Origin of the sequence: Microbacterium sp. M28 (genome assembly GCF_025836995.1) — a bacterium.
GTDB lineage: Bacteria > Actinomycetota > Actinomycetes > Actinomycetales > Microbacteriaceae > Microbacterium.
Window position 1 is genome coordinate 3229101 of sequence record NZ_CP107546.1, and the last position, 25285, is coordinate 3254385.

24 protein-coding genes are annotated in these 25285 nt (G+C 68.8%); 8 read left to right on the forward strand and 16 right to left on the reverse strand.

Annotated elements, in window-relative coordinates; genetic code table 11:
• Positions 1-52: 52 nt before the first annotated feature.
• The gene (locus OED01_RS15665; protein WP_264156211.1) at positions 53-595 is read left to right on the forward strand and encodes a low molecular weight protein-tyrosine-phosphatase; all 543 of its coding nucleotides are present in this window, start codon (positions 53-55) and stop codon (positions 593-595) included.
• Positions 577-1974, forward strand: coding sequence for an adenylosuccinate lyase (gene purB, locus OED01_RS15670; protein ID WP_413231634.1), 1398 nt, complete (start codon positions 577-579; stop codon positions 1972-1974). The genes OED01_RS15665 and purB overlap by 19 nt, the downstream gene beginning before the upstream one ends.
• A gap of 204 nt (positions 1975-2178) precedes the next feature.
• Here the strand turns inward: purB and OED01_RS15675 are convergent, their stop codons facing one another.
• Together OED01_RS15675 and OED01_RS15680 are read right to left on the reverse strand one after the other, a co-directional pair.
• The gene (locus tag OED01_RS15675) at positions 2179-2517 is read right to left on the reverse strand and encodes a hypothetical protein (protein WP_264156212.1); all 339 of its coding nucleotides are present in this window, start codon (positions 2515-2517) and stop codon (positions 2179-2181) included.
• Positions 2514-3146, reverse strand: coding sequence for an acyl-CoA synthetase (locus tag OED01_RS15680; protein WP_264156213.1), 633 nt, complete (start codon positions 3144-3146; stop codon positions 2514-2516). Before OED01_RS15680 ends, OED01_RS15675 begins: the two co-directional genes overlap by 4 nt.
• Before the next feature lie 297 nt (positions 3147-3443).
• Here OED01_RS15680 and OED01_RS15685 point away from each other — a divergent pair, with 297 nt between their 5' ends.
• A complete protein-coding gene (locus tag OED01_RS15685; protein WP_264156214.1) occupies positions 3444-4352 on the forward strand; it encodes a hypothetical protein in 909 nt (302 codons plus the stop codon).
• A gap of 16 nt (positions 4353-4368) precedes the next feature.
• On the opposite strand, the gene OED01_RS15690 is transcribed toward OED01_RS15685, so the two are convergent.
• Positions 4369-5205 (reverse strand): sulfurtransferase, encoded by an 837-nt coding sequence (locus OED01_RS15690; protein ID WP_264156215.1) that lies wholly within the window; start codon positions 5203-5205, stop codon positions 4369-4371.
• 111 nt (positions 5206-5316) lie between these two features.
• Positions 5317-6642 (reverse strand): DivIVA domain-containing protein, encoded by a 1326-nt coding sequence (locus tag OED01_RS15695; protein ID WP_264156216.1) that lies wholly within the window; start codon positions 6640-6642, stop codon positions 5317-5319.
• Positions 6643-6817: 175 nt separating this feature from the next.
• Here OED01_RS15695 and OED01_RS15700 point away from each other — a divergent pair, with 175 nt between their 5' ends.
• Positions 6818-7744, forward strand: a complete 927-nt coding sequence (locus OED01_RS15700) for a DMT family transporter (protein WP_264156217.1) — start codon at positions 6818-6820, stop codon at positions 7742-7744.
• Between the two features lie 17 nt (positions 7745-7761).
• On the opposite strand, the gene OED01_RS15705 is transcribed toward OED01_RS15700, so the two are convergent.
• Together OED01_RS15705 and OED01_RS15710 are read right to left on the reverse strand one after the other, a co-directional pair.
• On the reverse strand, positions 7762-9303 hold the full coding sequence (locus OED01_RS15705; RefSeq protein WP_264156218.1) for an alpha-N-arabinofuranosidase: 1542 nt from the start codon (positions 9301-9303) through the stop codon (positions 7762-7764).
• 18 nt (positions 9304-9321) lie between these two features.
• Positions 9322-10041, reverse strand: coding sequence for a ThuA domain-containing protein (locus OED01_RS15710; protein WP_264156219.1), 720 nt, complete (start codon positions 10039-10041; stop codon positions 9322-9324).
• A gap of 181 nt (positions 10042-10222) precedes the next feature.
• Between OED01_RS15710 and OED01_RS15715 the strand changes: the two genes are divergently transcribed.
• The gene (locus tag OED01_RS15715; protein WP_264156220.1) at positions 10223-11251 is read left to right on the forward strand and encodes a LacI family DNA-binding transcriptional regulator; all 1029 of its coding nucleotides are present in this window, start codon (positions 10223-10225) and stop codon (positions 11249-11251) included.
• On the opposite strand, the gene OED01_RS15720 is transcribed toward OED01_RS15715, so the two are convergent.
• From OED01_RS15720 to OED01_RS15740, 5 genes are all read right to left on the reverse strand, one after another.
• Positions 11235-13100, reverse strand: coding sequence for a glycoside hydrolase family 127 protein (locus tag OED01_RS15720; RefSeq protein ID WP_264156221.1), 1866 nt, complete (start codon positions 13098-13100; stop codon positions 11235-11237). The genes OED01_RS15715 and OED01_RS15720 overlap by 17 nt on opposite strands.
• Complete coding sequence (locus OED01_RS15725) at positions 13097-15406, reverse strand: beta-glucosidase family protein (protein ID WP_264156222.1); 2310 nt, start codon at positions 15404-15406, stop codon at positions 13097-13099. The genes OED01_RS15720 and OED01_RS15725 overlap by 4 nt, the downstream gene beginning before the upstream one ends.
• A complete protein-coding gene (locus tag OED01_RS15730) occupies positions 15403-16305 on the reverse strand; it encodes a carbohydrate ABC transporter permease (RefSeq protein WP_264156223.1) in 903 nt (300 codons plus the stop codon). The genes OED01_RS15725 and OED01_RS15730 overlap by 4 nt, the downstream gene beginning before the upstream one ends.
• Positions 16302-17267 (reverse strand): carbohydrate ABC transporter permease, encoded by a 966-nt coding sequence (locus OED01_RS15735; RefSeq protein WP_264156224.1) that lies wholly within the window; start codon positions 17265-17267, stop codon positions 16302-16304. Before OED01_RS15735 ends, OED01_RS15730 begins: the two co-directional genes overlap by 4 nt.
• Before the next feature lie 68 nt (positions 17268-17335).
• The gene (locus tag OED01_RS15740) at positions 17336-18619 is read right to left on the reverse strand and encodes an ABC transporter substrate-binding protein (protein WP_264156225.1); all 1284 of its coding nucleotides are present in this window, start codon (positions 18617-18619) and stop codon (positions 17336-17338) included.
• Between the two features lie 236 nt (positions 18620-18855).
• Here OED01_RS15740 and OED01_RS15745 point away from each other — a divergent pair, with 236 nt between their 5' ends.
• Positions 18856-19857 (forward strand): LacI family DNA-binding transcriptional regulator, encoded by a 1002-nt coding sequence (locus OED01_RS15745; RefSeq protein WP_264156226.1) that lies wholly within the window; start codon positions 18856-18858, stop codon positions 19855-19857.
• Between the two features lie 24 nt (positions 19858-19881).
• Here the strand turns inward: OED01_RS15745 and OED01_RS15750 are convergent, their stop codons facing one another.
• On the reverse strand, positions 19882-20286 hold the full coding sequence (locus OED01_RS15750; RefSeq protein ID WP_264156227.1) for a (R)-mandelonitrile lyase: 405 nt from the start codon (positions 20284-20286) through the stop codon (positions 19882-19884).
• Positions 20287-20317: 31 nt separating this feature from the next.
• Positions 20318-21337, reverse strand: a complete 1020-nt coding sequence (locus OED01_RS15755) for a zinc-dependent alcohol dehydrogenase family protein (protein WP_264156228.1) — start codon at positions 21335-21337, stop codon at positions 20318-20320.
• A gap of 122 nt (positions 21338-21459) precedes the next feature.
• On the opposite strand from OED01_RS15755, the gene OED01_RS15760 reads away from it, so the two are divergent.
• Positions 21460-22344, forward strand: coding sequence for a helix-turn-helix domain-containing protein (locus OED01_RS15760; RefSeq protein ID WP_264156229.1), 885 nt, complete (start codon positions 21460-21462; stop codon positions 22342-22344).
• Here the strand turns inward: OED01_RS15760 and OED01_RS15765 are convergent.
• Positions 22341-23279 carry a DUF1214 domain-containing protein gene (locus OED01_RS15765; RefSeq protein WP_264156230.1) on the reverse strand — a complete coding sequence of 313 codons (939 nt, stop codon included), beginning with the start codon at positions 23277-23279 and terminating at the stop codon, positions 22341-22343. The genes OED01_RS15760 and OED01_RS15765 overlap by 4 nt on opposite strands.
• A 123-nt stretch (positions 23280-23402) precedes the next feature.
• Between OED01_RS15765 and OED01_RS15770 the strand changes: the two genes are divergently transcribed.
• Complete coding sequence (locus tag OED01_RS15770) at positions 23403-23738, forward strand: helix-turn-helix domain-containing protein (RefSeq protein WP_264156231.1); 336 nt, start codon at positions 23403-23405, stop codon at positions 23736-23738.
• 88 nt (positions 23739-23826) lie between these two features.
• On the opposite strand, the gene OED01_RS15775 is transcribed toward OED01_RS15770, so the two are convergent.
• Positions 23827-24417: a ClpP family protease gene (locus OED01_RS15775; RefSeq protein WP_264156232.1), complete on the reverse strand. Its 591-nt coding sequence runs from the start codon at positions 24415-24417 to the stop codon at positions 23827-23829.
• Positions 24414-25028 carry a ClpP family protease gene (locus tag OED01_RS15780; protein WP_264156233.1) on the reverse strand — a complete coding sequence of 205 codons (615 nt, stop codon included), beginning with the start codon at positions 25026-25028 and terminating at the stop codon, positions 24414-24416. The genes OED01_RS15775 and OED01_RS15780 overlap by 4 nt, the downstream gene beginning before the upstream one ends.
• Positions 25029-25285 lie beyond the last annotated feature (257 nt).

Here is a 25285-nt window from a genome sequence, read left to right on the forward strand (position 1 = left end):
TTTGAGAATCCGATCTGTGCAGGAGCAGTCACCCGTGGGCAGAATGGAATCCATGACCGACCCGGAACCCTTCCGCGTCATCTTCGTGTGCACCGGCAACATCTGCCGGTCCCCGATGGCCGAAGTGGTGTTCCGCGACCTCGCCGACCGGCAGGGACTCGGGCATCGGATCCTGTCCAGCAGTGCAGGCACCGGAGACTGGCACCTGGGCGAACGCGCCGACCACCGCACCCTGGCCGCTCTCGACCGCCGCGGCTACGACGGCTCACGTCATCGGGCACGGCAGTTCACCGCGGCATCCTTCCGGGAGAACGATCTCGTCGTCGCGCTGGACCGCACGCACGAGCGCAACCTCCGCGAGTGGGCGCACGACGAGGACGAGGAGGGCAAGGTCACACTGCTGCTCTCGTTCGATCCGTCGACCGAGGCCACCGACGTCCCCGATCCCTACTACGCGGGCCCGGACATGTTCGATGCCGTGCTCGGTATGATTGAGACGTCGACTCGGGGCCTGTTCCGCCAGCTCGAGCCCGCCCTGCGCCAGCCCGCACGACGCCCCGCACACGAGGGGCCCCGATCAGGAGGACTCCCCTGACTTCGCACGCCCCGCTCCCCGTCCAGCCGCTCAGCCCCCTCGACGGGCGCTACGCCACCGCCGTCGCCGGTCTCGGCGACTTCCTCTCGGAGGCGGGCCTGAACCGCGCCCGCGTCGAGGTCGAGATCGAGTGGCTGATCGCCCTCACCGACCGTTCGCTGTTCGGAACGTCGCCGCTGTCGGATGCCGACAAGGAGCGCCTGCGCGCCCTGTACCGCGACTTCGGCCAGGCCGAGATCGACTGGCTGGCCGAGAAGGAAGCCGTCACGCAGCACGACGTCAAGGCGATCGAGTATCTCGTCCGCGACCGGCTGTCGACGCTGGGCCTGAACCGCATCGCCGAGCTCACGCACTTCGCGTGCACGAGCGAGGACATCAACTCGGCCTCCTACGCGCTCACCGTCAAGCGCGCCGTGCTCGGCGTGTGGCTGCCGGCGCTGGACGGCGTGATCGCGAAGCTGCGCGAACTGGCCGTCGAGCACGCCGACGCCCCGATGCTGTCGCGCACCCACGGGCAGCCGGCGACGCCGTCCACCATGGGCAAGGAGCTCGCGGTCTTCGCATGGCGCCTGGAGCGGGTCCGCGGTCAGATCGCGGCATCCGAGTTCCTGGCGAAGTTCTCCGGAGCCACCGGCACCTGGTCCGCGCACATCGCGGCCGAGCCGGATGCGGACTGGCCCGAGATCTCGCGCTCGTTCATCGAGTCGCTCGACATCGACTTCAACATCCTGACGACGCAGATCGAGTCGCACGACTGGCAGGTCGAGCTGTACGACCGGGTGCGTCACGCCGGCGGCATCCTGCACAACCTCGCGACCGACATCTGGACGTACATCTCGCTCGGATACTTCGCGCAGATCCCCGTCGCCGGCGCGACCGGTTCGTCGACGATGCCGCACAAGATCAACCCGATCCGGTTCGAGAACGCCGAGGCGAACCTCGAGATCGCCGGCGGCCTGCTCGCGACTCTCGGCCAGACCCTGGTCACCTCGCGTCTGCAGCGCGACCTCACCGACTCGACGACGCAGCGCAACATCGGCGTCGCGTTCGGGCATTCGGTGCTCGCGCTGGACAACCTGCGCCGCGGTCTGAACGCCATCTCGCTGCGCCGTGACGTACTGCTGGACGACCTCGATGGCAACTGGGAGGTGCTCGCCGAAGCGATCCAGACCGTCATCCGCGCCGAGGTCGTCGCCGGTCGCTCGACGATCACCGACCCGTACGCGCTGCTCAAGGAGCTCACCCGCGGACACCGCGTCGGGGCCCCGGAGCTCGCTGCCTTCGTCGAGACGCTGGAGATCGGGGATGCCGCGAAGCAGCGCCTGCTCGCCCTGACCCCCGCGACGTACACCGGCATCGCGGAGCAGCTCGCGAAGTAGTCGCCGCGCGGGGATACCCGCGGCCGGGGACCCCGTCTGCTCGCATCACCGCACGCTGCGGTCGCGCGAACGCTGTCCGGTCACGCGCGCGGCGACCTCAGCATCCGAGATCCCTCACCGAGCGTGACCCGACGGGTCGGCGGTCACGCGTGCGGTGACCCATCCGAAGCGTGAGCGAAGCTCGGCACCAGGGCTCAGGCGCGATCAGGACTTCGCGGCGTCGCCTTCGGCATCCGGTTCCTCGTCGTACAGAACCGGACGGTCGATCTCCTCGTCCTCGTACTGCGCGGGGTCGACGGCGAGCATGAGCATCGCGATGCCGAGGAGGGTCACGATGAACGCTCCGCCTCCGACGACCAGACCGAGCGCGACCGGGCTGAGGCCCTCGTAGGTGCCGTTCGCGATCGCCGTGTTCACACGGGCGGTGAACGCGCCGGTCGAGATCAAGGTGACGGCGGCGGCGAAGATGCCTGCGGCCGCGGCGATGCCGAGCAGGTGCAGCGGACGCAGCAGTTCGCGGCGGGTGGGCTTGTCGTCGGTCATGCCGCACCTCCGGAGAGCGGGGCCGCATCGGCGGCAGGGGTCTGGGCGTCACGCGACGGAGTGAGGCCCGCGATGCCGAGGAAGACGGCGACCAGGGCGGCGTATCCGCCCAGCATCCCGACGCCGAGGATGATGCCGGTGAGCTGGAAGGTGCCGGCCTCGTCGACCGTGTAGTCGGAGGAGAATCCGGCCGGGATGAGCAGCAGCGCGACCGCGAGCAGGATGCCGAGGCCTCCGATCAACAGCGCATCGCGCGCGAGCGGGTCGTCCTCACGGCGTCCGCGAAGGCCCGCGATGATCTCGACGACCCCGGAGAGGATCGCCCACGAGACCACGATGATGAAGAACATGTCCTCGGTCCGAAGCAGCGGGATGCCGGCGACCATGCCCGCGAGGCCGTCGATCACGGCGAGCAGGACGTACGACCAACGGCGCCCCGGTTCGACGGCGAGCCAGGCGCCCAGGGCGAGCACGAACCCGGTGACGATCGCGAAACCGCTGAACACGGAGAGTCCGACGGCGGCGGAGTGATCGGAGGAGAACGTCACCATCAGTGCCGCGATCGCTGCGAACGCCGCGCGCAGCAGCTGGATGTGTCGCACCGTGAAGGCGCGGGCGGGGGCAGACATGACGGATCCTCGGTCCTGATGGTGGTCCGTCCCAGTCTACCGGCGCGGAAGGGGGCCGCCGGCGGGGCATGAGCACGGCGTCGGAGCCCGACGGCCGTCCCCAGGCGGACCGTCGGACTCCACGCGTGCGCAGCATAGGGGCGTCGCTGCGAGGCCGTTCGTCTCGCGATCGGGCTCCTGCTCGCGATTCGACCGACCCTGGGACCTGCGGCTCCGTCCGGAGCCCCTGGGCGAAACCGCCTGGTCGTATGCTCGAATCTACGAGAACACTGTTCACATACCTGGGGGAGGTCTGTGATGGCAGGGGATGACCTCCATCGAACAGCCGGGAACGGCTTCGCCGAGGCGTTGCGTGAAGCGATCCTCGCGCGCGGAGTGACACTCGCCTGGCTCAACAAGCGCCTGCGCGAGAACGGCAACCCGGTGTCGATGGCGACGTTGAGCTACTGGCGCTCAGGAGCCAGGCGCCCCGAGGGCGCGCAGTCGATGTCGGCGATCGACGACATCGAGCGCCTGCTGCGTCTGCAGAACGGTTCGCTGTCGAGCCTGATCGGCCCGACGCAGCGTGTCGGGCCGATCGGCACCCCCGCGTTCCCGCTGAACGAGCGCATCCTGGAGAACGCCGTCACCGAGGTGTTCGAAGCCCTCGGCACACCGCAGTTCGACCTGTCCCGCGACGTCAGCACGCACGCGGTGACTCTCGTCGGCGCGGACGGCGACGTCATCTCCCGCACCACGAGAACGCTGATCCAGTCGATGTCGGGTCTGCTGACGCACGTGCCGTATGTCGACATGACACCGGGCGTGCGGACCCCGCCGCCGGTGTTCCGCGCTGTCGGCGGAGGTCGCATCGCGGCTCGGTACTCGCACCCTTCGGGCGAGGTGCACGGATTCTCCATGGAGCTGGATCAGCCGGTGGACAGTGCTCAGTACACGATGATCGAGTGGTCGTTCGAAGTTCCACCCGGGTATCCGTCGGTCCGGGAGACGGGCCACGGCGTGTCCCGTCAGGCCCGCGACCTGGTGCTGTGGACGCGCTTCCATCCGGATGCCCTGCCCGACTGGATCGAGGAGGTCGAGGAGACGCCGGACGGATCGACGACCACCCCGCTCACGATCTCGTCGGGCTCGAGCGTGCTGCAGATGCGCCGCCGGTTCGGGCCCGGGATGCTGCTGCTGCGCTGGGGGTACGGCGAACGCGAGTGAGCGCCGGACGGCAAGGTCAGCCCGGCTGCGGCCCGGTCGCGACGGGACGACCGGTGGTGTTCGACCACTGGCTCCACGAGCCGTGGAAGATCTTCGCGTCGACACCTGCCTCGGCGAGCATGAGGGCGGTGTGCGCGGCCGTGATACCGGAACCGCAGTAGGCGGCCACCGGGGTCACCTCGTCGACGCCGGACGCAGTCAGCGTGGCGCGGATCGCCTCGCCGTCCAGCGCCGTGCCGTCCGCTGCCAGGTGAGCCTTGGTCGGCAGGTTGATCGCACCGGGGATGTGGCCGGCCACCGGATCGTAGGGCTCCGTCTCGCCGCGGTATCGTTCGGGAGCCCGCACATCGAGCAGGACTCCGGATGCCGGATACGCGGCGACCTCGTCGATCGTGAGGCTGTCACCCGTGATGTCGGTCAGCGTCACCGAGCCCGGGTGGGCCGTCACCGCACCGGATTCCACTGGCGCACCCGAGGCGCGCCAGGCGGGCCAGCCGCCGTCCAGGACACGGACGTCGATGCTGCCGTGCCGGAGGATCCACCAGGCGCGCGCGGCCGCCAGACCGCCGTAGTCGTCGTACACGACGACCCGGTCGCCATCGTTCAGGCCCCACCGGCGCGCGGCATCCTGGACCGTCGCGGTGTCCGGGAGCGGATGCCGCCCTTCGTCCGGCCGCCCGTGACGCGACAGCTCGGTCTGGAGATCGACGTACACCGCCCCGGAAACATGACCCTCGAGATAGTCGGGGTATCCGTCGGGGCCGCCGAGCCGCCACCGCACGTCGAGGACCCGCACCGGCGTTCCGCTCGTGATCAGTTCGGACAGCTCGGCGGCGCTCACCAGATGGGACATGCTCCCAGCGTAGGACGGCCTCGCCGCTCGTCGAGCGAGGTCGGCGAAGCCGACCGAGCCGAAACGGGTTCACGCACTCCGCTCGCTCAACGAACGAGAGAGGCGACCGGCTCAGCGCGCGTCGGAGGCCTCGGACGGTTCGAACTCGTCCTCGGTGAACTCGTCCTCGGTGAACTCGTCCTCATCGGCATCATCCTCGTCGGCGTCATCCGTCGGGCCGGCGGTGAGCACGCCGTCGGGGCGGATGAGCTCTCGGACCTCGGCCATGAAGCTGTTCAGCTGCTGCTGCTGCCAGCGCAGCTGACGCGTGCGGTCCTCCGCGTCGCGCAGCACCTCGGTGGTGTGCCCGATCACGGTCTCCACGATCTTCTGGGCCTTGACCCGTGCACGGTCGAGCGTCTCACGTGCGCGCACCTGGGCATCCGACTCGATCGTCTGGGCCTGCGAGCGCATCAGACGCTCGTAGTCGTCGGCCTTCGCCGAGATGCGCTGTGCGTGCTCGAGCGAGGACTGCACCTGCTCGTTCGCGTCGCTCGTGATGCGCTCGGCGTGCGCGACGGCCTGATTGTGCAGCGTCAGGAACTCCTGCTGGGCGTCGTTCTGGCGGCGCGTCAGGCTCTCTTCGAATTCGAGCACGCGCGTGTTCATCTCGCGCACCTCTCGCTCGGCATCCGCGCGCTGCTGCTGCGTCTCGCGCGTGACCATCGAGCGCAGCGCGGCGGAGCCCTTCTCGGCCTCGGCGCGGACGGCGGCGGCCTCCTGCTCGGCCTGCGTCACCTTCTCGGCGGCGTGGGCGGCCTCGCGGGCGATGCGCGCCTCGTGCGCCGTGTACTCGGTGTCGATGCGCAGACGCACCTGGTCGGCCTCGTACTGGGCCTCGGCCGTGATGCGGGCGACGTCCGCCGCGAGCTCGGCGCGCTTGGCCTCGGCCTCTTCGCGCGCGGCCTCGAGCAGGCGCTCGGCCTGCGTGGCGGCGTTCTGGATCAGGACGGTCGCCTGCTCCTCGGCGACGCGGAGCACGGCCTCGAACTGCAGGCGCGACCCCTCGTCATCGCCGTCCTTCTTCGGGGCGTCGACGAGCTCGCTGGTCAGCGTCGCGACCTGCTGCTCGAGTTCCGCGGCCTGTGCCTGGGCGGCAGCGGCCGCCGCCTCCAGTTCGGCGATCCGCTCCGCGGCCTCGGCCTGCGCGGCCTCCGCCTCGGCGCGGACCGCGTCGGCCTCGCCGCTCGCGCCGCTGCGCGCCAGCGAGACGTCGGTCTCGGCACGCTGCAGCTGGGCGCGAAGCGTTGCGATCGCGGCATCCACCTCGCCCTTGTCGTAGCCGCGGAACGCCTGAGTGAAGGTGGCCTGCTCCCGTGGAGCGCTCCCGCCGCCCTGAACGAGCTGGTCGAAGAAGTCGGGCTCGCGTTCGTCGCGGTTGTCGGCGTTTTCGCTCATGAGGAGTCTTTCTGACGGTTCCGTCCCGGCGGCATGACCGATGCCACCGGAGCGAAGAGAAGGGGGAGGATGGCGCGAAGCTCGCGACACATCCTAATCCGTCACTATGTGCGGGTGCGCCGGGGAAATCGCGCAGCGGCGTAGACTCTGTGCGGCACATCGAGAAAGGCCTGCGATGCCCTCTCGTCTGCGCTGGATGCGCCTTCGCCCCCAGGAGCTCGCGCTCATCGCGATCACCGCGGTCTGGGGCTGCACCTTCCTCGTCGTGCACTGGGCGATGGAGTACTCCGGCCCGTGGTTCTTCGTCGGGATCCGCTTCCTCGTCGCCGGTCTCATCAGCGCGGTGATCTTCCGGAACGTGCTGCGCGGCATCCGCTGGTCCGACATCGGAGCCGGCGCAACGATCGGGCTGATGATCCACCTCGGGTACGGCCTGCAGACCGTCGGGCTGCAGACGATCGACTCCTCGACGTCGGCGTTCATCACCGCGATGTACGTTCCGCTCGTCCCGCTTCTGCAGTGGGCTGTGTTCCGCAAGCGCCCGCACACCATGGCGTTCGTCGGCGCAGGGCTCGCGTTCGTCGGACTCCTTCTGATCGCCGGACCGGATGCTCTCACCCTCACGCTCGGCCAGGGGGAAGTGGCGACCCTGCTCAGCACACTGCCCATCGCCGGCGAGATCATCCTCATCAGCGTCTTCGCCGGGAAGGTCGACCTGGGTCGCATCACGATCATCCAGCTGCTGGTCGCTGGTCTCCTGTCCCTGCTGACGATGCCCGTGGTCGGCGAGGGCGTTCCGGCGTTCTCCTGGGTGTGGGTCGTGGCCGCGATCGGGCTGGGAGCCGCCAGCTGCCTCATCCAGCTCACGATGAACTGGGCGCAGAAGTCGGTGTCGCCGACACGCGCCACCGTGATCTACGCGGGCGAGCCGGTGTGGGCCGGTGTCGTCGGACGCATCGCCGGCGAGCGCCTGCCCGCGACGGCGCTCATCGGCGGAGCGCTCGTGGTGCTCGGCATCCTCGCGAGCGAACTGCGGATCGTGCGGAAGCGGGATGCCGCACGCACCGACCCGGATGCCGCGAACGCCGATCCGTCACAGTGACGCCGGGCGCCGTCCTCTCACTCGATCGCCGCGAGCTCCGGCTCCAGCTGCAGTTCGATCGTCGCGAACGAGTGCGGCGGCAGGGTCACGGTCAGCACCCCGTCGCGCAACACCGCGTCGAGCTCGCGCGGGGCCACCCGGTCCGGCGCGCCGACATCGTTGTGCGCCGACGCGTCATCGCCGGTGAGCACACGAGCCCGGGTGACCGTCGCGGCTCGCCCCCGCAGGTCGACGTCCACCGTGCAGTCGGCGTCGAGCGCGAGGTGACTCAGCGAGATCAGTGCGGTGTCCTCGCGCGTCGAGGCCGACATGGAGACCAGCGGAAGTTCGCCGCCGCGCACGCGGGCCGTCGGCACGTCCCGCAGGTGCGTGTGCAGCTGCAGCGCATCCTGATGCCCCTTGTTCATCTCGAACACGTGATAGGTCGGCGTCAGCACCAGCTTGTCTCCGTCCGTGAGGATCATCGCCTGCAGCACGTTGACCGTCTGCGCGATGTTCGCCATCGAGATGCGTCGCGCGTAGCGGTGGAAGACATCGAAGTGGAGCCCCGCGACCAGAGCGTCCCGGACGGTGTTCTGCTGAAACAGGAAGCCGGGGTTCGTCCCCTCCTCGACGTTCCACCAGGTGCCCCATTCATCGCACACCAGCGACACGCGGTTGCCGGGATCGTACGAGTCCATCACGGCCACGTGACCGCGTACGACGCGCTCGATGTCGGCGGCGTAGGCCATCGTGGCGTAGTACTGCTCGTCGCTGAAGGGCGCGGCATCCTCCGAGTTGATCCCCGATCCGGAGTGCGTGTAGTAGTGGAACGAGATCGCCTGGTACGGCAGGTTCCCGTAGAGCGTGCAGCCGTGGCACTCCATGAGCGTCTTCATCAGCACACGAGTCCAGTCCAGGTCGTCCTCGTTCGCGCCGGCGGCGATGCGGGTGAGGCGGTTGTCGCCGTGGTTGTGCGCGAAAGTCGCGTAGCGCCGGGCCTCCTCGGCGTAGTGGGCTGCCGACATGTTCCCACCGCATCCCCACGCCTCGTTGCCGAGCCCCCAGAACGGCACCTTCCACGGCTCGTCCCGACCGTTCTCCCGCCGGAGCCGTGCCATCGGACTGTCGTCGCCGCGGGTGAGGTACTCCACCCATTCGGCCATCTCCTGCACGGTGCCGCTGCCGACGTTTCCGTTGACATAGGCGTCCGCGCCCAGCAGATCGCAGAGGTCCATGAACTCGTGCGTGCCGAAGTGGTTGTTCTCGACCACGTCGCCCCAGTTGGTGTTGGCGATCCGCGGCCGCAGCTCGCGCGGGCCGATGCCGTCGCGCCAGTGGTACGTGTCGGCGAAGCATCCGCCCGGCCAGCGCAGATTCGGGATGTCGAGGGCCCTCAGCGCCTCGACGATGTCGAGACGGATCCCGCGCGCGTTCGGGATCTCGGAGTCCTCACCCACCCAGAATCCGTCATAGATGCACCGGCCCAGATGCTCGGCGAAGTGCCCGTAGATGTGCCGGCTGATGCGATCGCCGGTCACGTCGAGATCGATGATCGCGCGGGCGGTTGTGGTGGTCAACGTGTTCTCCAGAAGTGCTCAGGTGTGACGGGGATGCGATTCCGTGCGACTCGCCCACAGCATCCCCCTCTCGATGATCGTGCGGACGCTCGTATCGCGGAGGACGACCAGGCTGTGACCGGGTGTGGCCACGAAGACCCTGCCCTGACCCCACGCGCGCGTCCAGACGGCGGGCGAGGTGACCGGCCGATGCCACGGGTGGTACGGCTGCACGGGGTGGGTGGTGGTGGCGAGCACGTCGTTGAGGTCGTCCGCGAGCACCCAGTACTGCTCCGTGCGAAGGGTGAAGTCCTCGAGCCCTGCCGTGATCTCGTGCTCGCGGCCGAGGTCGCTGATGTCGACCGTGTAGCAGAGGAAGTTGTCGGCCTCGCCGCCATCGCGCTCGTCCGGGTGCTTGCCGGGGTGGGTCGCGAACTGACCGCCGACGAGCTGCAGGTAGTCGGAGCTGTTGCGATAGGAGTCGGCTATGCCGCCGTGCCATCCGGCCAGACCAGTCCCGCTCTCGACCGCTCCCAGCAAGCCCTTCAGCGCCTCGTCCGAGATGTCCGACATGGTGACGCTCTGCACGATGAGGTCTGTGCGATCCATCACCTCGCGATCGGCGTAGATCTCATTGGAGTCCTCGACCCTCACGTCGAAGCCGTTGCCTGCGAGGAACGGGAGGAACATGTCGGTCGATTCGACCGGACGATGACCTTCCCAGCCCCCTCGGACCACGAGCGCTCTGCGCCTGCTCACGGCCGTTCCTTCCGCCGGGTGCCCGATCTCGGCGGGCGCACCTCGGATCCGCGCGCTCTCAGCGCTGTCGGCAGCGTCGTCTTCATCGACTCGTCCCTCCGCATCGACGGGCATGTGCAACGTCCGAAACCATGCCACCGACCGATGGCGTAGCGCACAGAATTTGCGCAAAAATGGTGACATGGCCACTGCGCGAATCACGCTCACCGATGTAGCCGCACGGGCAGGGGTCAGCGTTACCACGGCGTCGCGCGCTCTGCGCGCGAGAGGCGAGATGGCGGCGGACACGCGCTCGCGCGTGCTGCGCGCAGCGACGGAGCTCGGGTACTCGACGGCCGGTCAGAAGCGAGGACGTCCACGACGCGGCACGTCGCTGATGTTCGACCTGGTGCTCGGGCACTTCCATGATCCGTACACCCAGGAGATCACGGCGGGCGCTCGCACCACCGCGTCCGAGCTCGGCTACGACCTGGTCCTGACGGCCGAACGGGAGGATCCGGCGGACGACTGGCCGGAACGCATCCGGTCCCGCGGCTCGGCGGGAGTCATCGTCGGCCTGATCGTGCCGACCAGCACGCAGATCGCCGCCATGCGACGCGCGTCGATCCCCCTGGTGCTGATGGAACCGCCCTCGGAGGCGTCGAGCCCGCTGCCGAGCCTGCGGACGACCGACAGCGCGGGCGGCGCCGCCGCCGCCAGACACCTGGTCGATCGCGGCGCGCAGCGGTTCATCGTCATCGGCGGAGCACCGTCGTACCGTTACGGACGGGCGCGCGTGGACGGGTTCGTCCGCACGATCGACGAGATCGCGCCCGGCGCCCCCTGTGTGCGCACGAGCGCGGACTGGAGCGCCTGGGATGCCCGCCGGGCGTGCACCCGCGCACTGGCCGAGCTGCCCGGAAGCGGACCGATCGGCGTGTTCGCCTGCTCCGACGAGATGGCGGCCGGCGCCTATCGTTCGATCGCCGACAGCGGCCGCAGCATCCCCCGTGACGTCCTGGTCGTGGGTTTCGACGACGTACGAGGCGCTCGGTGGCTGCATCCGTCGTTGACCACGGTCCGTCAGCCGATCCGCGAGATGGCCTCGGCAGCCGTGCGAATCCTTGCTCGGGCGACGAACGGCGACGAGGTCTCGACCGAGCCCATCGTCATGCCGACCGAGCTCGTCGAACGCGGCTCGACCCGCTCGCCGGTCAGCCGGCCGGCCTGATCGGGAAGTAGACCGAGTACCGCTGATCAGTCACTTCGTTGAGCGGGATGAAGCGGATTCCGGCATCCCGGCCACGCGAGCGGTACCGCACCAGCCACTGGGCCCACTGCCGCTCGTCGTCGGCGACGAGGAGCGTGGACGGATCCGTCGGGTCCCCCTCGAGAGAGACCTCCCTGTCGATGAGGCCGGCGAGGACGATCGGCCCCTCGACGAACGCGACCGTGTCGGGTTCATCCGGGATCGGCACGGCACGCAGCGCGAACGGGAACTCGAGCTCGACGGTCGACTCGCCTCCGTCGTGGACGATCTCCAAGAACCGCCCGTCGCGCCGCCATGAGACGGTCGTCGTCACGAGCGGCTCTCCCGACGTCCATTCCGGGATCCGCAGACGCACCCGTGCGGAGGCGTCCTCGACCGAGGTGACGGAAACCCGCACGCGCAGCGCCTTCGGACGGTGCAGCTCGCCGCCCGGCCCGCCGTTGGCGTCGGGCCCGACGTAGCTCGCATCGTCGCGGAGGCGCACTTCGACTGCGACCGGCTGTCCCGCTGCGATCGTCTCAGCGCGCACCGGCAGGTACTGCGCGACCGTCAGCGCGTCGTCGTCCGCATAGATCGCCAGCGGGGCGACACGGGTGTGCGCCTGTACGAGACTCCCGTGGCAGCACCAGAAGTCCTCCGTCGGCGTGCCCCAGTGCTTGCGGGCACCGCCCTCGAGCGGCAGGAAGTAGGCGACCATTCCCGTCTCCGGGTGCTGCTGCGCCAGCAGTCCGTTGTGCAGATTCGTCTCGATGTAGTCGAGATGGACGGGGTCGCCGCCCCACCGGTACAGCACATCGGCGAGCCGGATCATGTTGTACACCGAGCAGTGCTCCTGCGTCTTCGCCCCGCGCCGGGCTGCGAAGGAGAACGGCGGCGTCCAGATCTCGCCAGACGTCTGGCCGCCCGTGCAGAAGGTTCCGCGGCGGGTGACCGCCCAGTCCCAGTACTGCTCGACGACGCGCTTCCAGCGCTCCTCCCCCGTGACCTCGAAGGCGCGGGCGGCGCCCAGCACTTCAGGGATCGTCGTGTTGGCGTGCATGTTCGTGAGGGCGTCCTCACCTGCCAGCAGCGCGTCGAACAAAGAGGCGTGCCAGTACCGGTCGAGGAGCTCGCGGTAGAGGTCGTCACCCGTCGCCTCGAGGAGATCGGCCCACACCTCCAGCATCCCTCCCGTCTCCATCTCGAGGATCTGCTGGAATCTCTCGCGCTCGAAACCACGCGCCCACTCCGCGATCGCGCAGGCGGCGCGGTGTGCGATCTGCAGCGCGCGTTCGTCACCGAGATCCCGGTAGACGTCGACGAGTCCCATGAACGTCTTGTGGATCGCATACTGAGGCGCCCAGACGTCGCGGCCCTCGGCCAGCCGTCGAAGGAAGGAGACCGGCGTGGCGAAGACCCATTCGCCGCCGTTCTCCTCCTGGCACCGCGCCAGCAGCTCGAGCACGCCGTCGAGCTTGGCGCGCAGCACCACGTCTCCAGTCGTCGCCGTCTCGCGAGCGGCCGCCGACATCCAGTGTCCGAGAAAGTGCCCGCGCAGCAGCGAGCCCGGCGTCTCCCAGCCCCAGTGCCGGTCGAGCCCTCGGTCCGCGATCGATGAGCCGGACGGATGCAGGTGCCACGCCTGATCCCCGATACCCGCCTCGATCAGGTGGTTCTGCACCAGGTTCCGCTCGGACAGCGACACGAGGTACTCGCGATTGAGGCGTCGGCGTCGGTCGAACGTCCCCGCCGTGAGATGCACGGTGGAGGGCGCAAGAGCGTGACGGCTCTCGCCTCGCGCCGGCACCCGCGTCGGCTGCTGAGTGTTCATTCCTCGTCCTCTCCATGATCGACGTCCCACGCGGTCCTCCCCGCGCGGGCCAGCACACGATGCCGGTTCCCTACGAGCCGGACGGATGCCGCACACGCGCGATCCGCGACCGACGGCCCCGCCGCGAGCACCACGACACCCGGATCGACAGCGAGTCGTCCGTCGATCCCGGTCGCAGCCAGGCGCGCGGCCTCGAGCGTGAAGCGCACGGTTCGACGGGCCCCCGCGGGGACGCGGATGCGGGCGAACCCGACGAGCTGCGCCTGCGGGCGCACGACCGCGCCTGCAGGAAACGAGGCGTAGAGCTGAACCACCTCCACCGCGGACTCGCCCGCGTTGCGCACGTTGACGACGATCTCGGCTGCGCCGTCGGTGCGCAGCGCCGCAGGGGCGTCGATGGACTCGTACTCGACTCGTCCGCGCGTCAGACCGTATCCGAACGGATACAGCGGCGTCGGGTCCGCCACCGTGATGCCCGCGTTGTGCTGGCCGAGCGGCGGTTGAAGATAGGTGGTCGTCGCCGACTTCCAGCGCGGGATCTGCACCGGGAGGCGCCCGCTCGGAGCGACCCGACCGGAGAGGACGCCCGCGATCGCCCCGGCGCCGTCCGCCCCGGGGAAGAAGGCCTGCACGATCGATCGAGCCGCGCCGTACTCGCCCAGCGCGTACGGCCGGCCGGAGACCACGACCAGCACTGTCGGAATGCCGGTGGCGAGCACTGCTAGGACCAGATCGTGCTGGCGCCCGGGCAGTCGCAGGTCGGGGGCATCGCAGCCCTCGCCGGAGCTGCCCTCACCGAAGAGCCCGGCCACATCGCCCACGACGACCACGGCGACGTCGCTCTCCCGCGCCGCCTGTACAGCCGTCGCGATCTCCTCGGCACCGCCGAGGATCTCGCATCCTCGGACGAGACGGATCTCACCGATGCCCGCCTCCGCGCGCATCGCCGCTTCGATCGTCGGGATCGCGATCCCGGGGTCGTGCCCTGGGTGCTTCGTCAGCACATGATTCGGGAAGGCGTAGCATCCGAGCAGACTCCGGTACTCCGCCGCGGCCGGTCCGATCAGCGCGACGCTGGCGTCGGCCGCCAGCGGCAGGATGCCGTCGTCCTCGAGCAACACGATCGATTCCTCGGCGATCCGCGCGGACAGCGCTCGGTTGCGGTCGCTGTCGAGATCCACGTCCTCGGCGGCATCCGGCACGACGGGCCCCTCATCGAGAAGGCCCGCCTCGATCTTCTGCCGCAGATGACGCATGACCGCCCGATCCAGGTCGCTCTCATTGACGACGCCTTCGCGGACAAGGCGCGGCAACGCGGCGAACGCGACGGTCGACGGCAGTTCGACGTCGACTCCTGCGCGCAGCGCGAGCGCCCCGGCTTCAGCCGCGTCCGCGGCCACCCGATGCATCGAGACCAGGAACGGGATGGCCCAGTAGTCGGCGACGACGGTGCCGTCGAATCCCCATTCCGTGCGCAGGATGCCGTCGAGCAGAGCACGGTTGCTCGTGCTCGGGATGCCGTCGACGTCGGTGTAGGAGGTCATCACGCTGCGCGCGCCGCCCTGTCGCAGCGCCGTCTCGAACGGCGGCAGCACGGTGTCGGCGAATTCGCGCGGCCCCATACTGACCGGCCCGTGGTTGCGCGCTCCTCGGGACGCGGCGTAGCCGGCGAAGTGCTTGAGCGTGGCGATGATCCCGGCGCTTTCGAGCCCGGCGACGTAGGCGGCGCCGAGCTGCCCCACGAGATACGGGTCCTCGCCGAGGGTCTCCTCGACCCGCCCCCACCGGTAGTCCCGGACGACGTCGAGCACGGGAGCGAGGCCCTGGTGCACGCCGATCGCGCGCATGTCCTCGCCGATCGCGCGCGCCATCTCGCGCACCAGGTCATCGTCGAACGTCGCGGCCCATGCGAGCGGCGCGGGGAAGGCCGTCGCGCCGAAGGCCGCGAGACCGGTCAGGCATTCTTCATGCACGAGCGCGGGGATCCCCAGGCGCTGGTTGTCCGTTACCCGGCGCTGCAGCGCGCGCAGTTTCGCGACACCGTCCCTGGGGTCGAGGGGCGCGGTGCCGAACACCCTCGTGAGCTGGCCGAGACCGTGCGCGAACGGGTCGACGACGGCATCGGTGAGATCGTCGGCGAGACGCGGAGCGAAGGCGTCGGCGTTCTCGGTGAGCCAGATGGATCCGAGCTGCGCGGCCTTCTCCTCGAGGGTCAGCTCGTCGACGAGGGCCTGCGCGCGCTCGCGCGCGCTCAGGGTCGGATCGCGCCACCGATCCTGATCGATGGCGCTCATCTCGATGGTCATCCCTTGAACGCCCCGTCCATAATGCCTGCGACCATGCGGCGACCGACGAAGAAGAAGACGATCAGCAGCGGCAGGGTCGCCAGGAACGATCCGCCCATGGTCAGCGCCAGGTCGATCGTGCGGTTCGCCTGCAACTGCTTCAGCGCGATCTGCACGGTGAACAGCTCGGGCGACTTCAGCACGATGAACGGCCACATGAAGTCGTTCCAGACGCTGGTGAACGTGATCAACCCGAGCACGAAGGCCGCCGGTCGCACGACGGGGAACCCGATGCGCCAGAAGATCTGCCAGCTGTTGGCACCATCGATGCGTGCGGCGGCCATCAGCTCGTCGTTCAGCGTGGTCGCCAGATGCTGACGCATCCAGAAGATGCCGAACGCGCTCGCGAGCCCCGGCAGGATGATCGCCTGCAGGGTGTCGACCCAGTCGAGCCACGAGATGATCAGGTACTGCGGGATCACGCTGAGCTGAGCCGGAACCGTCATCGTCAACAGCACGATGAGGAACAGGGTGTTGCGACCGGGGAATCGCAGCTTCGCGAACGCGAACCCGGCCAATGCGCACAGCAACGAGGTCATGACGGCCACCGCCAGAGACACGATCACGCTGTTCAGCAGCGACTGCAGGAACGGCACGGTCTCGAACACCTTCGTGGCGATGTCGACGAAGTTGAATCCCGGATACAGCCGTGGCGGCATCGAGGTGACGGCTGAGGCGCCCACTGATGCGATGACGAACATGTAGTACAGCGGGAACACGCTGATCAGAACGGCGACGATGAGGAACGCGTACACGTACCACGACACCTTGCCGACACGGCCGCCTCGGCCACGACGACGCGCGGGGGTTTCCGGCTTCACCGGCGACAGCGGTGCCTTCTCCCTGGTCACGTGAGTCATGCGCGAGCCTTCCTGGTGCGGGTGGTGAGGTAGAAGTTGATCGACGACACGACGACCACGATGACGAACAGCGCCACTCCGATCGCGGAGCCGTAGCCGAACTCGAACTGCCCGAAGCCCTGTTCGTAGAGGAAGAGGGCGAGCGTCTGGCACTGACGGCCGCCGCCGCATGTGAGCCCCGACTCGGGTGCGACGAGAAGCGGTTCGGTGAAGATCTGCAGTCCGCCGATCGTCGACATGATCACGGTGAAGATGATGATCGGCCTCAGCGACGGGATGGTCAGGTGGATGAACTGCTGCCATCCGGATGCTCCGTCGACGGACGCCGCTTCGTACATCTCCCGTGGCAGAGCCTGGAGACCCGCGAGGTAGAGGAGCGTGTTGTAGCCGAACCAGCGCCACATGACCATCGACGAGATCACGATCCACGACCCCAGCTGCGACGACATGAAGTTCACCGCCGGTGCCCCGACGAGCCCGAGGATCCAGTTGATGAGACCGAAGTTCTTGTCGAAGATCTGCGCGAACACGAGCGCGGTGGCCGCGACGGAGGTGATATACGGGATGAGCAGCGCCATCCGGAAGAAGTTCGCGAGCTTCAGCGTGGCGTGATTCAGCAGATGCGCGAGTCCCAGCGCCAGCAGCAGCTGCGGGATCGTGGAGATCAGGAAGATCCCGAAGGTGTTGACGAAGGCGTTCCAGAACCGTGAATCCTGGACGAGCCGCTCGAAATTCGCCAGACCCACGAACGTCTGCTCACCGATGGGGTTCCAGTCGAACAGCGCCACGTAGAACGTGAACAGGAGCGGGAAGAGGCCGAAGACGGCGAAGATGACGAAGAAGGGTGCGACGTAGAGGTACGGCGCGAGGCGCTCGGCGAACGGCTGCCTGATCTCGCGTGTCGGCGGCCGATCGCGCCGACGGATCTTCTGGACGGGGATGGCGGTCTCTGTGGCGGTCATGGTCCTACCTCGGTGGGGATGGCCGGCCGGCGCTCCGCGGCGCCGGCCGGCCATCGACGATTCGGTTCTCAGCCGCCGATCGCGGCTTTGGCGCTGTCCAGTCCGGTCTGCCAGGCGTCGGCCGGGTCGACGTTGCCGGCCTCCATGTCGACCAGGGCGTTCAGCAGCGCGGCCCCGATCGCGCTGGTGTCCGGGCCGTTGTAGAACGAGTTGAACTGCAGCACCGAGTCGCTCATGATCGCCCCGATCGGGGTGTCGCCGAAGAACGGGTCGGTGTAGCTGCGCACGTCGTCGCTCTCGAGAGCCGCATTCGCGGCGGGGAATGTTCCGGTCGTCGCGAAGTGCTCGGTCTGGCCCTCCGGGGAGAGCATCGTCTCGATGTACTGCCATGCCGCCTCCGGATTGTCGGCGCGGGCCGGGATCGCGATGACGCTGCCGCCCCAGTTGCCGCCGACGCCGGGGATCGACGCCAGGCGCCAGAGCCCTTCAGTGTCCGGCGCGTCGGTCTGGATGCCGGACAGCATCCATGAGGGAGCCGTCGTGACGGCGAACGCGCCGTTCGCCTTGCCCGGAGCCCAGCCCGAAGACCAGGCGGGGATGCTGGCACTGATGCCGGCCTCGTAGGTGCGGACGGCGACATCGAACGCCTCTTCGACCTCCGGATTCGTGTCGTAGATCAGCTCTCCGTCCGGCGAGTAGTACTTCTCGCTCACCTGGTTGACAGTGGAGAAGAAGACGCTGGTCTCGACGTTGTCGACGAACGGCTCGCCCGTGGCGGCGGTGTACTTCTCCCCCATCTCGATGAACTTGTCCCACGTCGACCACATCTCCGCCACCTCGGCCGGATCGGTCGGCAGCCCCGCTGCTTCGAACAGGTCGGCACGGTAGGCGAAGCTCAGCCCGCCGACGTCGGTCGGGATGCCGATGATCGACCCGTCCTCCGCGGTCGCGCCGTCGATCGCCCAGTCGAGATAGTCGTCGCCGATGTCGTCTCCACCGAGCGTGCGCAGATCGACGAAGTTCCCCGGGTTCTCGACGAACTTCGGGAGGTCATCGTTCTGGATCATGACGAGGTCGGGCACGCGGCCGCCGGCGAGGGCGGCGGTGAGGGCGGTCGCCGTCTCCGTCGTGCTGCCGACCTCGCTCAGCTTCACCTTGGCGTCCGGATTGATCTCCAGGTACCGATCGACGGAATCCTTCTGCCCGATCCCGGTGAACGACCAGAACTCGAACTCGGCGTTCGGATCGCCGGATCCGGACTCCGACCCTGATCCGCCGGACGAGCATCCGGAGATCAGCAGCGCGAATGCGCCGAGTGCGGCTACGGGCAGGGCAAGTTTGCGACGGTTCACAACAGCTCCTCTTCTTCGGGGACATGTGAGTGCTGACGACTCTTCGGTGCGTCCGAGAGATCGATCTCTCGTTCGGGTCACAGTAGCCAAGATCATCGAGGAGGGCAACCTCTGACTCGCAAGAATCGGGGTTCTGCGCACACGCCGAGGTGTCGAGGATTCTCCGGAATTCATGCAAAGATCTCTTCAGCAAGAGAACGATCTTCGATCCGTCAACGAACTCTGCGGAGAGAATCATGGCCAGACCCACCGTCGTCGACGTCGCCCAGGCGGCAGGAGTCTCCCGCGCCACCGCCGCCCGTGTGCTGGCCGGCGCGACCAATGTCGACCCCGCGATGACCCAGGCGGTCGAACGGGAGGCACGGCGGCTCGGCTACGAGACCAACTTCGCCGCCCGCGTGCTGCGCGGCGGTCGTGCGGGAGCAGTCGGACTCATCATCGCGTTCGAGGAGCTCGGGAGCCACAGCGGCACCTTCTTCACCGCTGTGCTCAAGGGCGCCGCGAAGGGGCTGGCCGCCGGCGAGGTGCAGCCCGTGCTGCTGCCCGCCGACCAGGAGGATCTCGACCGCATCCCGCGCTTCCTCCGCTCGGGCGCCCTCGATGGCGCGATCGTCATCCTCCAGCACGAGATCACGCACCTCGTCGATCAACTGGCCGACTCGCCCGTCCCGATCGCGTGGGTCGGGCGCCCGCACGCCGAGATCGGCCCGGAGCCGATCGTGATCGACTCCGACAACTACGGCGGAGGCGTTCTCGCGGCTCGCGCGCTCGTGGAGGCGGGTCGCCGATCCATCGGCATCATCACCGGGCCGCTCGACCTCGAACAGGCGAGGGATCGCACCCGCGGATGGACCGATGAGCTCGCCCGGCACGGCATCGCTCCGGGTCCGATCGTGCACGGAGACTTCACCCTCGACAGCGGCACCGCGGCGATGGCCCGGCTGCTGCAGCGGGCCCCGGACCTCGACGGGATCTTCGCCTCGTCAGACCTGATGGCCGCGGGAGCGCTCCGCGTGCTGCAGGCTGCCGGTCGCCGCGTGCCGACCGATGTCTCGGTCGTCGGCTTCGACGACATCCTCATCGCCAGCACGTCGGATCCACCGCTCACGACGGTGCGCCAGCCGCTCGAAGAGATGGGCCGTGCCGCGGCGGACACGCTCCTCGCGACGATCCGCGGGCTGCCCGCCGAGAAGGAGCATCTGCTGTCCACCTCCCTGATCCGTCGAGAATCTCTCTGACCCGCACACGCCGAGGACGCGGGTTCACACCCGCCGGGCGTACTCCTCGTCGGTGACGTGCTCGAGCCAGGTCGTCGTCTCGGCGGGATCGTCGGCCGACTCCAGCAGCGCGAGGTGCTGCATGAAGCAGTCCTCGGTGGCGCCGTGCCAGTGCTCCTCCCCCGGCGGGGTGTAGATCGTCTGCCCCGGGTGCGCCTCGACGACCGTCCCGTCGCGGGTTCCGACACGGGCGACGCCCTCGGTGACCCGCAGATACTGCCCGCGGGCGTGCGAGTGCCAGGCCGTGCGTGCGCCGGGAGCGAAGCGCACGAGGCCGCCGGACATCCGCTGGTCGGCATCGTGCGGGACAATGATCGGGTCGAACCAGACGTCGCCGGTGAACTGCTCGGGCGGGTTCTTGACCGTGGGACGGCTCTCTTCGATGTGCATGCTTGCTCCTCTCCGCTGCCGGGTCCGACGTTCAGACCGTCAGCAGCACCTTGGTCGCGCGGCGCTCGTCCATCGCCCGGTAGCCCTCCGCGGCATCCTCCAGCGGCAGCGTCAGGTCGAAGACCTTGCCGGGGTCGATCTTCCGGTCCCAGATGAGCTGGATGAGCTCGGGCAGGAACCGCCGCACCGGTGCCGGCCCGCCGTGCAGGTGCACGCCCGAGAAGAACATCTCCTCGCCGGGGAGCGACACGTCGTGCGAGACGCCGACGTAGCCGACGTGCCCGCCGGCGCGCGTCGAACGGATCGCCTGCATCATCGACTCCTGGGTGCCGACGGCTTCGATGACCGAGTGCGCGCCGAGCCCGTTCGTGAGCTCCTTGATCTTCGCGACTCCGGCATCCCCTCGCTCTTCGACGATGTCCGTCGCACCGAAGGCACGCGCCAGGGCCTGGCGATCGGCGTGCCGGCTCATCGCGATGATGCGCTCGGCTCCCCGTTGCTTCGCCGCCAGGATGCCGAGCAGCCCGACCGCTCCGTCGCCGACGACCGCGACCGTCTTTCCGGGGCCGGCCTCAGCGGCGACGGCCGCGAACCAGCCCGTGCCGAGGACATCGGATGCCGCGAGCAGCGCCGGGATGAGATCCTCGTCCGGCTGGCCGGGCGTCGCGACGAGCGTGCCGTCCGCGAGCGGGATCAGCGCGTACTCGGCCTGCGTGCCGAACGCGCCGACCGGGACCGCGTGCACGCAGCGGGAGTGGTATCCGGCCTGACAGATCTCGCACGTGTTGTCACTCGCGAAGAACGAGCCGACGACGAAGTCGCCCGGCTTCACGTTCGCCACCTCCGCGCCGATCTCCTCGACGACGCCGACGTATTCGTGACCCATCGGGGTCGCGTCGACGCTGTCCGCGCCGCGGTACGGCCAGAGGTCGGAGCCGCAGATGCAGGTCGCGGCGATCCGGATGACGGCGTCGGTGGGGCGGGTGATAGTCGGCTTCTCGCGCTCTTCGACCCGGACGTCGCCGGGTCCGTGCATGATGACTCCACGCATTGTTCTCTCCCTGGGGTGTGGTGATGACAGTCAACGCCGCTTCGCGGGCGCGAGGAAGGTTCTGCCGAGGGGTGTACCGGCAGAGCGCCCCTCGCGCGCAGCCGGCGTCCTACGATCGCTGCATGGACAATCGAGCAGAGGTCCGCGAGTTCCTCACGTCGCGGCGCGCCAAGGTGACGCCCGACCAGGCGGGGATCGTCGGCGGCGCCAACCGGCGGGTACCGGGGCTGCGGCGCACCGAGGTCGCGATGCTCGCCGGCGTCAGCGTCGAGTACTACGCCAAGCTCGAGCGCGGAGCGATCGCCGGCGCATCGTCGTCGGTGCTCGACGCCCTCTCGCGCGCACTGCTCCTGGACGACACCGAGCGAGCGCACCTGTTCGATCTTGCGCGCGCCGCCGACGGCATCCCGACCTCCGGGCGAGCACGGCGGCGCGCGGCATCCAGTGCGGCCCCGCGGATCAGCCTGCAGTGGGCGCTGGATGCCCTGACCGGCGCCGTCGCTTTCGTCCGCGACCAGCACCAGGACCTCATCGCCGTGAACCCGCTCGGACGGGCGTTCTTCTCGCCGCTGATCGGCGAGGGCGGCCGCACGCCGAACCTCGCGCGGTTCCAGTTCCTGGATCCGGCATCGAAGGACTTCTACCCGGACTGGGACCTGTTCGCCGAGATGTGCGTCGCGATCATGCGCGCGGAAGCCGGCCGCGATCCGCATGACAAGGCGCTGCAGGATCTCGTCGGCGAGCTGTCCACGCAGAGCGACGTGTTCCGCCGCCTGTGGGCTGCGCACGACGTCCGCCAGCACGGAGCTGGTACCAAGCGGTACCGTCATCCGATCGTCGGCGATGTCACCCTCGCCTACGAAGAGCTCGCGATCACGGCCGAGCCGGGTCAGGTGCTCATGGCCTACACCGCAGAACCCGGATCGCCGTCCGCCGAACGGCTCGGTCTAGTGGCGAGCTGGGCGGCGGGCCAGCAGACGCCCGCCGCGTCACAGCCCTCCGTCTAGCTCCTGATCGTCGGGAACACCCAGGTGCCGTCGGTGATCTCGGCTCGCGGTCGATACAGCCGCACGAGGTAGTTCCACCCGTCGGTGATCGGAATCGCATTGGGCGTCTCCGGCGGGTAATCGCCGAAACGCACGGTCGTGGAGCCGTCAGGGTTCTTCACGGCGGTGATGTTGTTGACCGTGTAGGCGTCTCGATCATTGGGCTCGAAGTAGCCCTGGGCGTTGTAGACCGAGATCGACCAGAAGCCGTCGACCGGCACATCGCCGACGGTGAGCTCGTACTGTCCGACCGGCAGACGCGGATCCACGCCGATGTAGGACGCCTCGCTGGTGGGCAGGCCTCCCCATCCTGCCGCCGTCCCGATGAGGTGCCGGATGGGTTCGACCTCGTCTCGGGCGCCGAACATGTGGTCGAACCCGGTCAGGTCCCTGGCGAGGGACAACAGCGCATTCCGCGTCTCATCGAACGACGACGCGTCGTAGTCCGGGTATTCGAACGGCTCCGCGGAACCGCTCGTGAGAGTGATCGCGTCCTGCAACCCCGCCACGGCCCTCACGTCGTCGAGGTCGGCCGGGTCCACGAGAATCCGCACGGCCACCACCACGTGGTCGCTGCCGAGTTCGTCGGCGTGGAGCTCGTGATCGCCCGTCTCATGGAAGACCGCCTGCACGTAGTGGTCCTCGTTCACGATCATGGCGGACAGGTAGCGCTCGCCGGCGTCGGGGAGCGAGAGAGTGGCGCCCTTCGCGACGTCGACGACCGCGAAGCTGTACAGGGTGTCGCGGTTCAGCCGGATGACCGTCTGTCGATCGATCGCCGCGGGTTCTCGGTTGTGCAGGAAGACGTTGACGCCCCCTGCGCTCTGCTGCAGATCGTGGAACATCCGATCTGTTTCGGCACGGACGAAGTTGTCGGCGTTCACATGGGTGGTCACGGGCCGATCCTCCCACAGCGGTGCCGCGGATGGGGGCCGATTCGTGCGCCGCACGTCGCCGCCGTCGTTCTGCTCTGAGCAGAACGCCTCGATCGTGCGTGCCGGCGCGGTTTATCGTGAGGCATGGCCGACATCGTCCCGTTCCCGCGTCCTGTGAATCGCCATCCGGAGCCGCTCTGGCGCCACCTGCTGGGCGACCAGCTGCGTCGCCGCCGGCACGAACGCGAAGAGACCCTCACCGAGACCGCCGACACCGCCGGCGTCTCGCCGCAGTACCTCTCGGAGGTCGAACGCGGATTGAAGGAACCGTCCAGCGAGATGATCGCCGCGATCGCCGGCGCGCTCGACACCAGCCTCATCGAGCTCACCAGCGCGATCGCCGACGAGCTGCGGTCGGCCCCGGCATCCGTCTCCGCCTCCGCCTCCGGTGGGCGCGGGGTCTTCGCCCTCGCCGCCTGAGCCCGTCCGGCTTCGGGGGCCGACCCGCCGGATGTCGGACCATTCTCGGTCGAAACGTCCGACAGGCGGCGTGTCGGCCCCGGCGTGGTCAGCCGCGGGCGCCGAGCACCGTGTCGATGAGCCCGTACTCCCGGGCAGCGGATGCCGTGAACACCCGGTCCCGATCGGTGTCGGCTCTGAGGAGATCCACCGAACGACCGGTGTGCCGGGCGAGCACCGCCTCGAGGTCCGACCGGACGCGCACGACCTCGTCGGCCGCGAGGATCAGGTCGGGGATCGCGCCGCGCGACTGACCGGCCGGCTGATGCAGCACGATCCGCGCGTGCGTCAGCGCCGCCCGTTGCCCCTCAGCGCCGGCAGCCACGAGCAGAGCGGCCGGTCCGATCGCCTGTCCGACGACCGTCGTCGCGATCGTGGGACGGATGTGCTGCATGGTGTCGTAGATCGCCAGCGCCGCGCCGGGATCACCGCCCTCGCTGTTGACGTAGAACTGGATCGCGGCGTCAGGGGCATCCGCGTCGAGATGCAGCAACTGGGCGATCAGCGCATTGGCGACCCCGGCGTCGATGCCCGTTCCGAGGTAGATCACCCGTTCGGCGAGCAGATGGGAGTAGACGTCCATGATGCGCTCCCCGCGGGGATGCTGCGCGATGACGTTCGGGATGGTGTAGCTGCTCATGACTGTCCTCCCAGTCCGACCCGTGCGCGTCGACGCGGGAAGACGTCGGCGGACGAGGTGATGATCTCGTCGATGAAGCCGTACTCGAGGGCTTCGGATGCCGTGTACCACCGGTCGTGCAGGGAGTCCTCGAAGATGCGCTCCGGCGCCTGGCCGGTGTCCCCGGCGATGAGCCCGAGGACCGTGTCGCGCATCTGACGGAGATCACCCGCCTGCACCTCGATCTCCACGGCTGAGCCGCCGATGCCCGCCGAACCCTGGTGCATCAGCACGCGAGCGTGCGGAAGCGCGCGGCGTTTGCCCTTCGCGCCTCCGGAGAGGAGGAACTGTCCTGCGCTGGCTGCCATCCCGAGGACGAGCGTGGACACGTCATTCGGGATGAGATGCATGAGGTCGCGGATGGCCAGCATCGCCGGCACGGATCCGCCCGGCGAGTGGATCCACAGCGCGATGTCCGCGACGGGATCCTCCGCGGACAGGGTGAGCAGCTGCGTCATCAGCAGCGTGCCGTTGTCGTCATCGAGGCCGCCGTCGAGCACGAGCACGCGCTCGTGGAACAGTGCGCGTCTGGCCTCGGGACCGAACTGCGGGATGGGGTTCTCTTCGCTCATGGCTCCAGCGTGCGCCGCGACATCCGTCCTGTGGCCCGAATCCGCCGTGGGCGGATCCGCCGTGAGCAGGGCGGCCGCCTTACGTGGAGGTGGCGCACACGGCCGCCTCGCCGGAGTCGATGCGGCAGAACGCGCCCCCTCCCTTGGGGGCGCCACGATGCAACGCCCCTGGAGGTGACGTGCATAGTCGTCTCCCGCGCCGCCAGGCGCCGATTCGCGACACCCCACGCATCACCCGCGCCTCGCACCGCACGGTT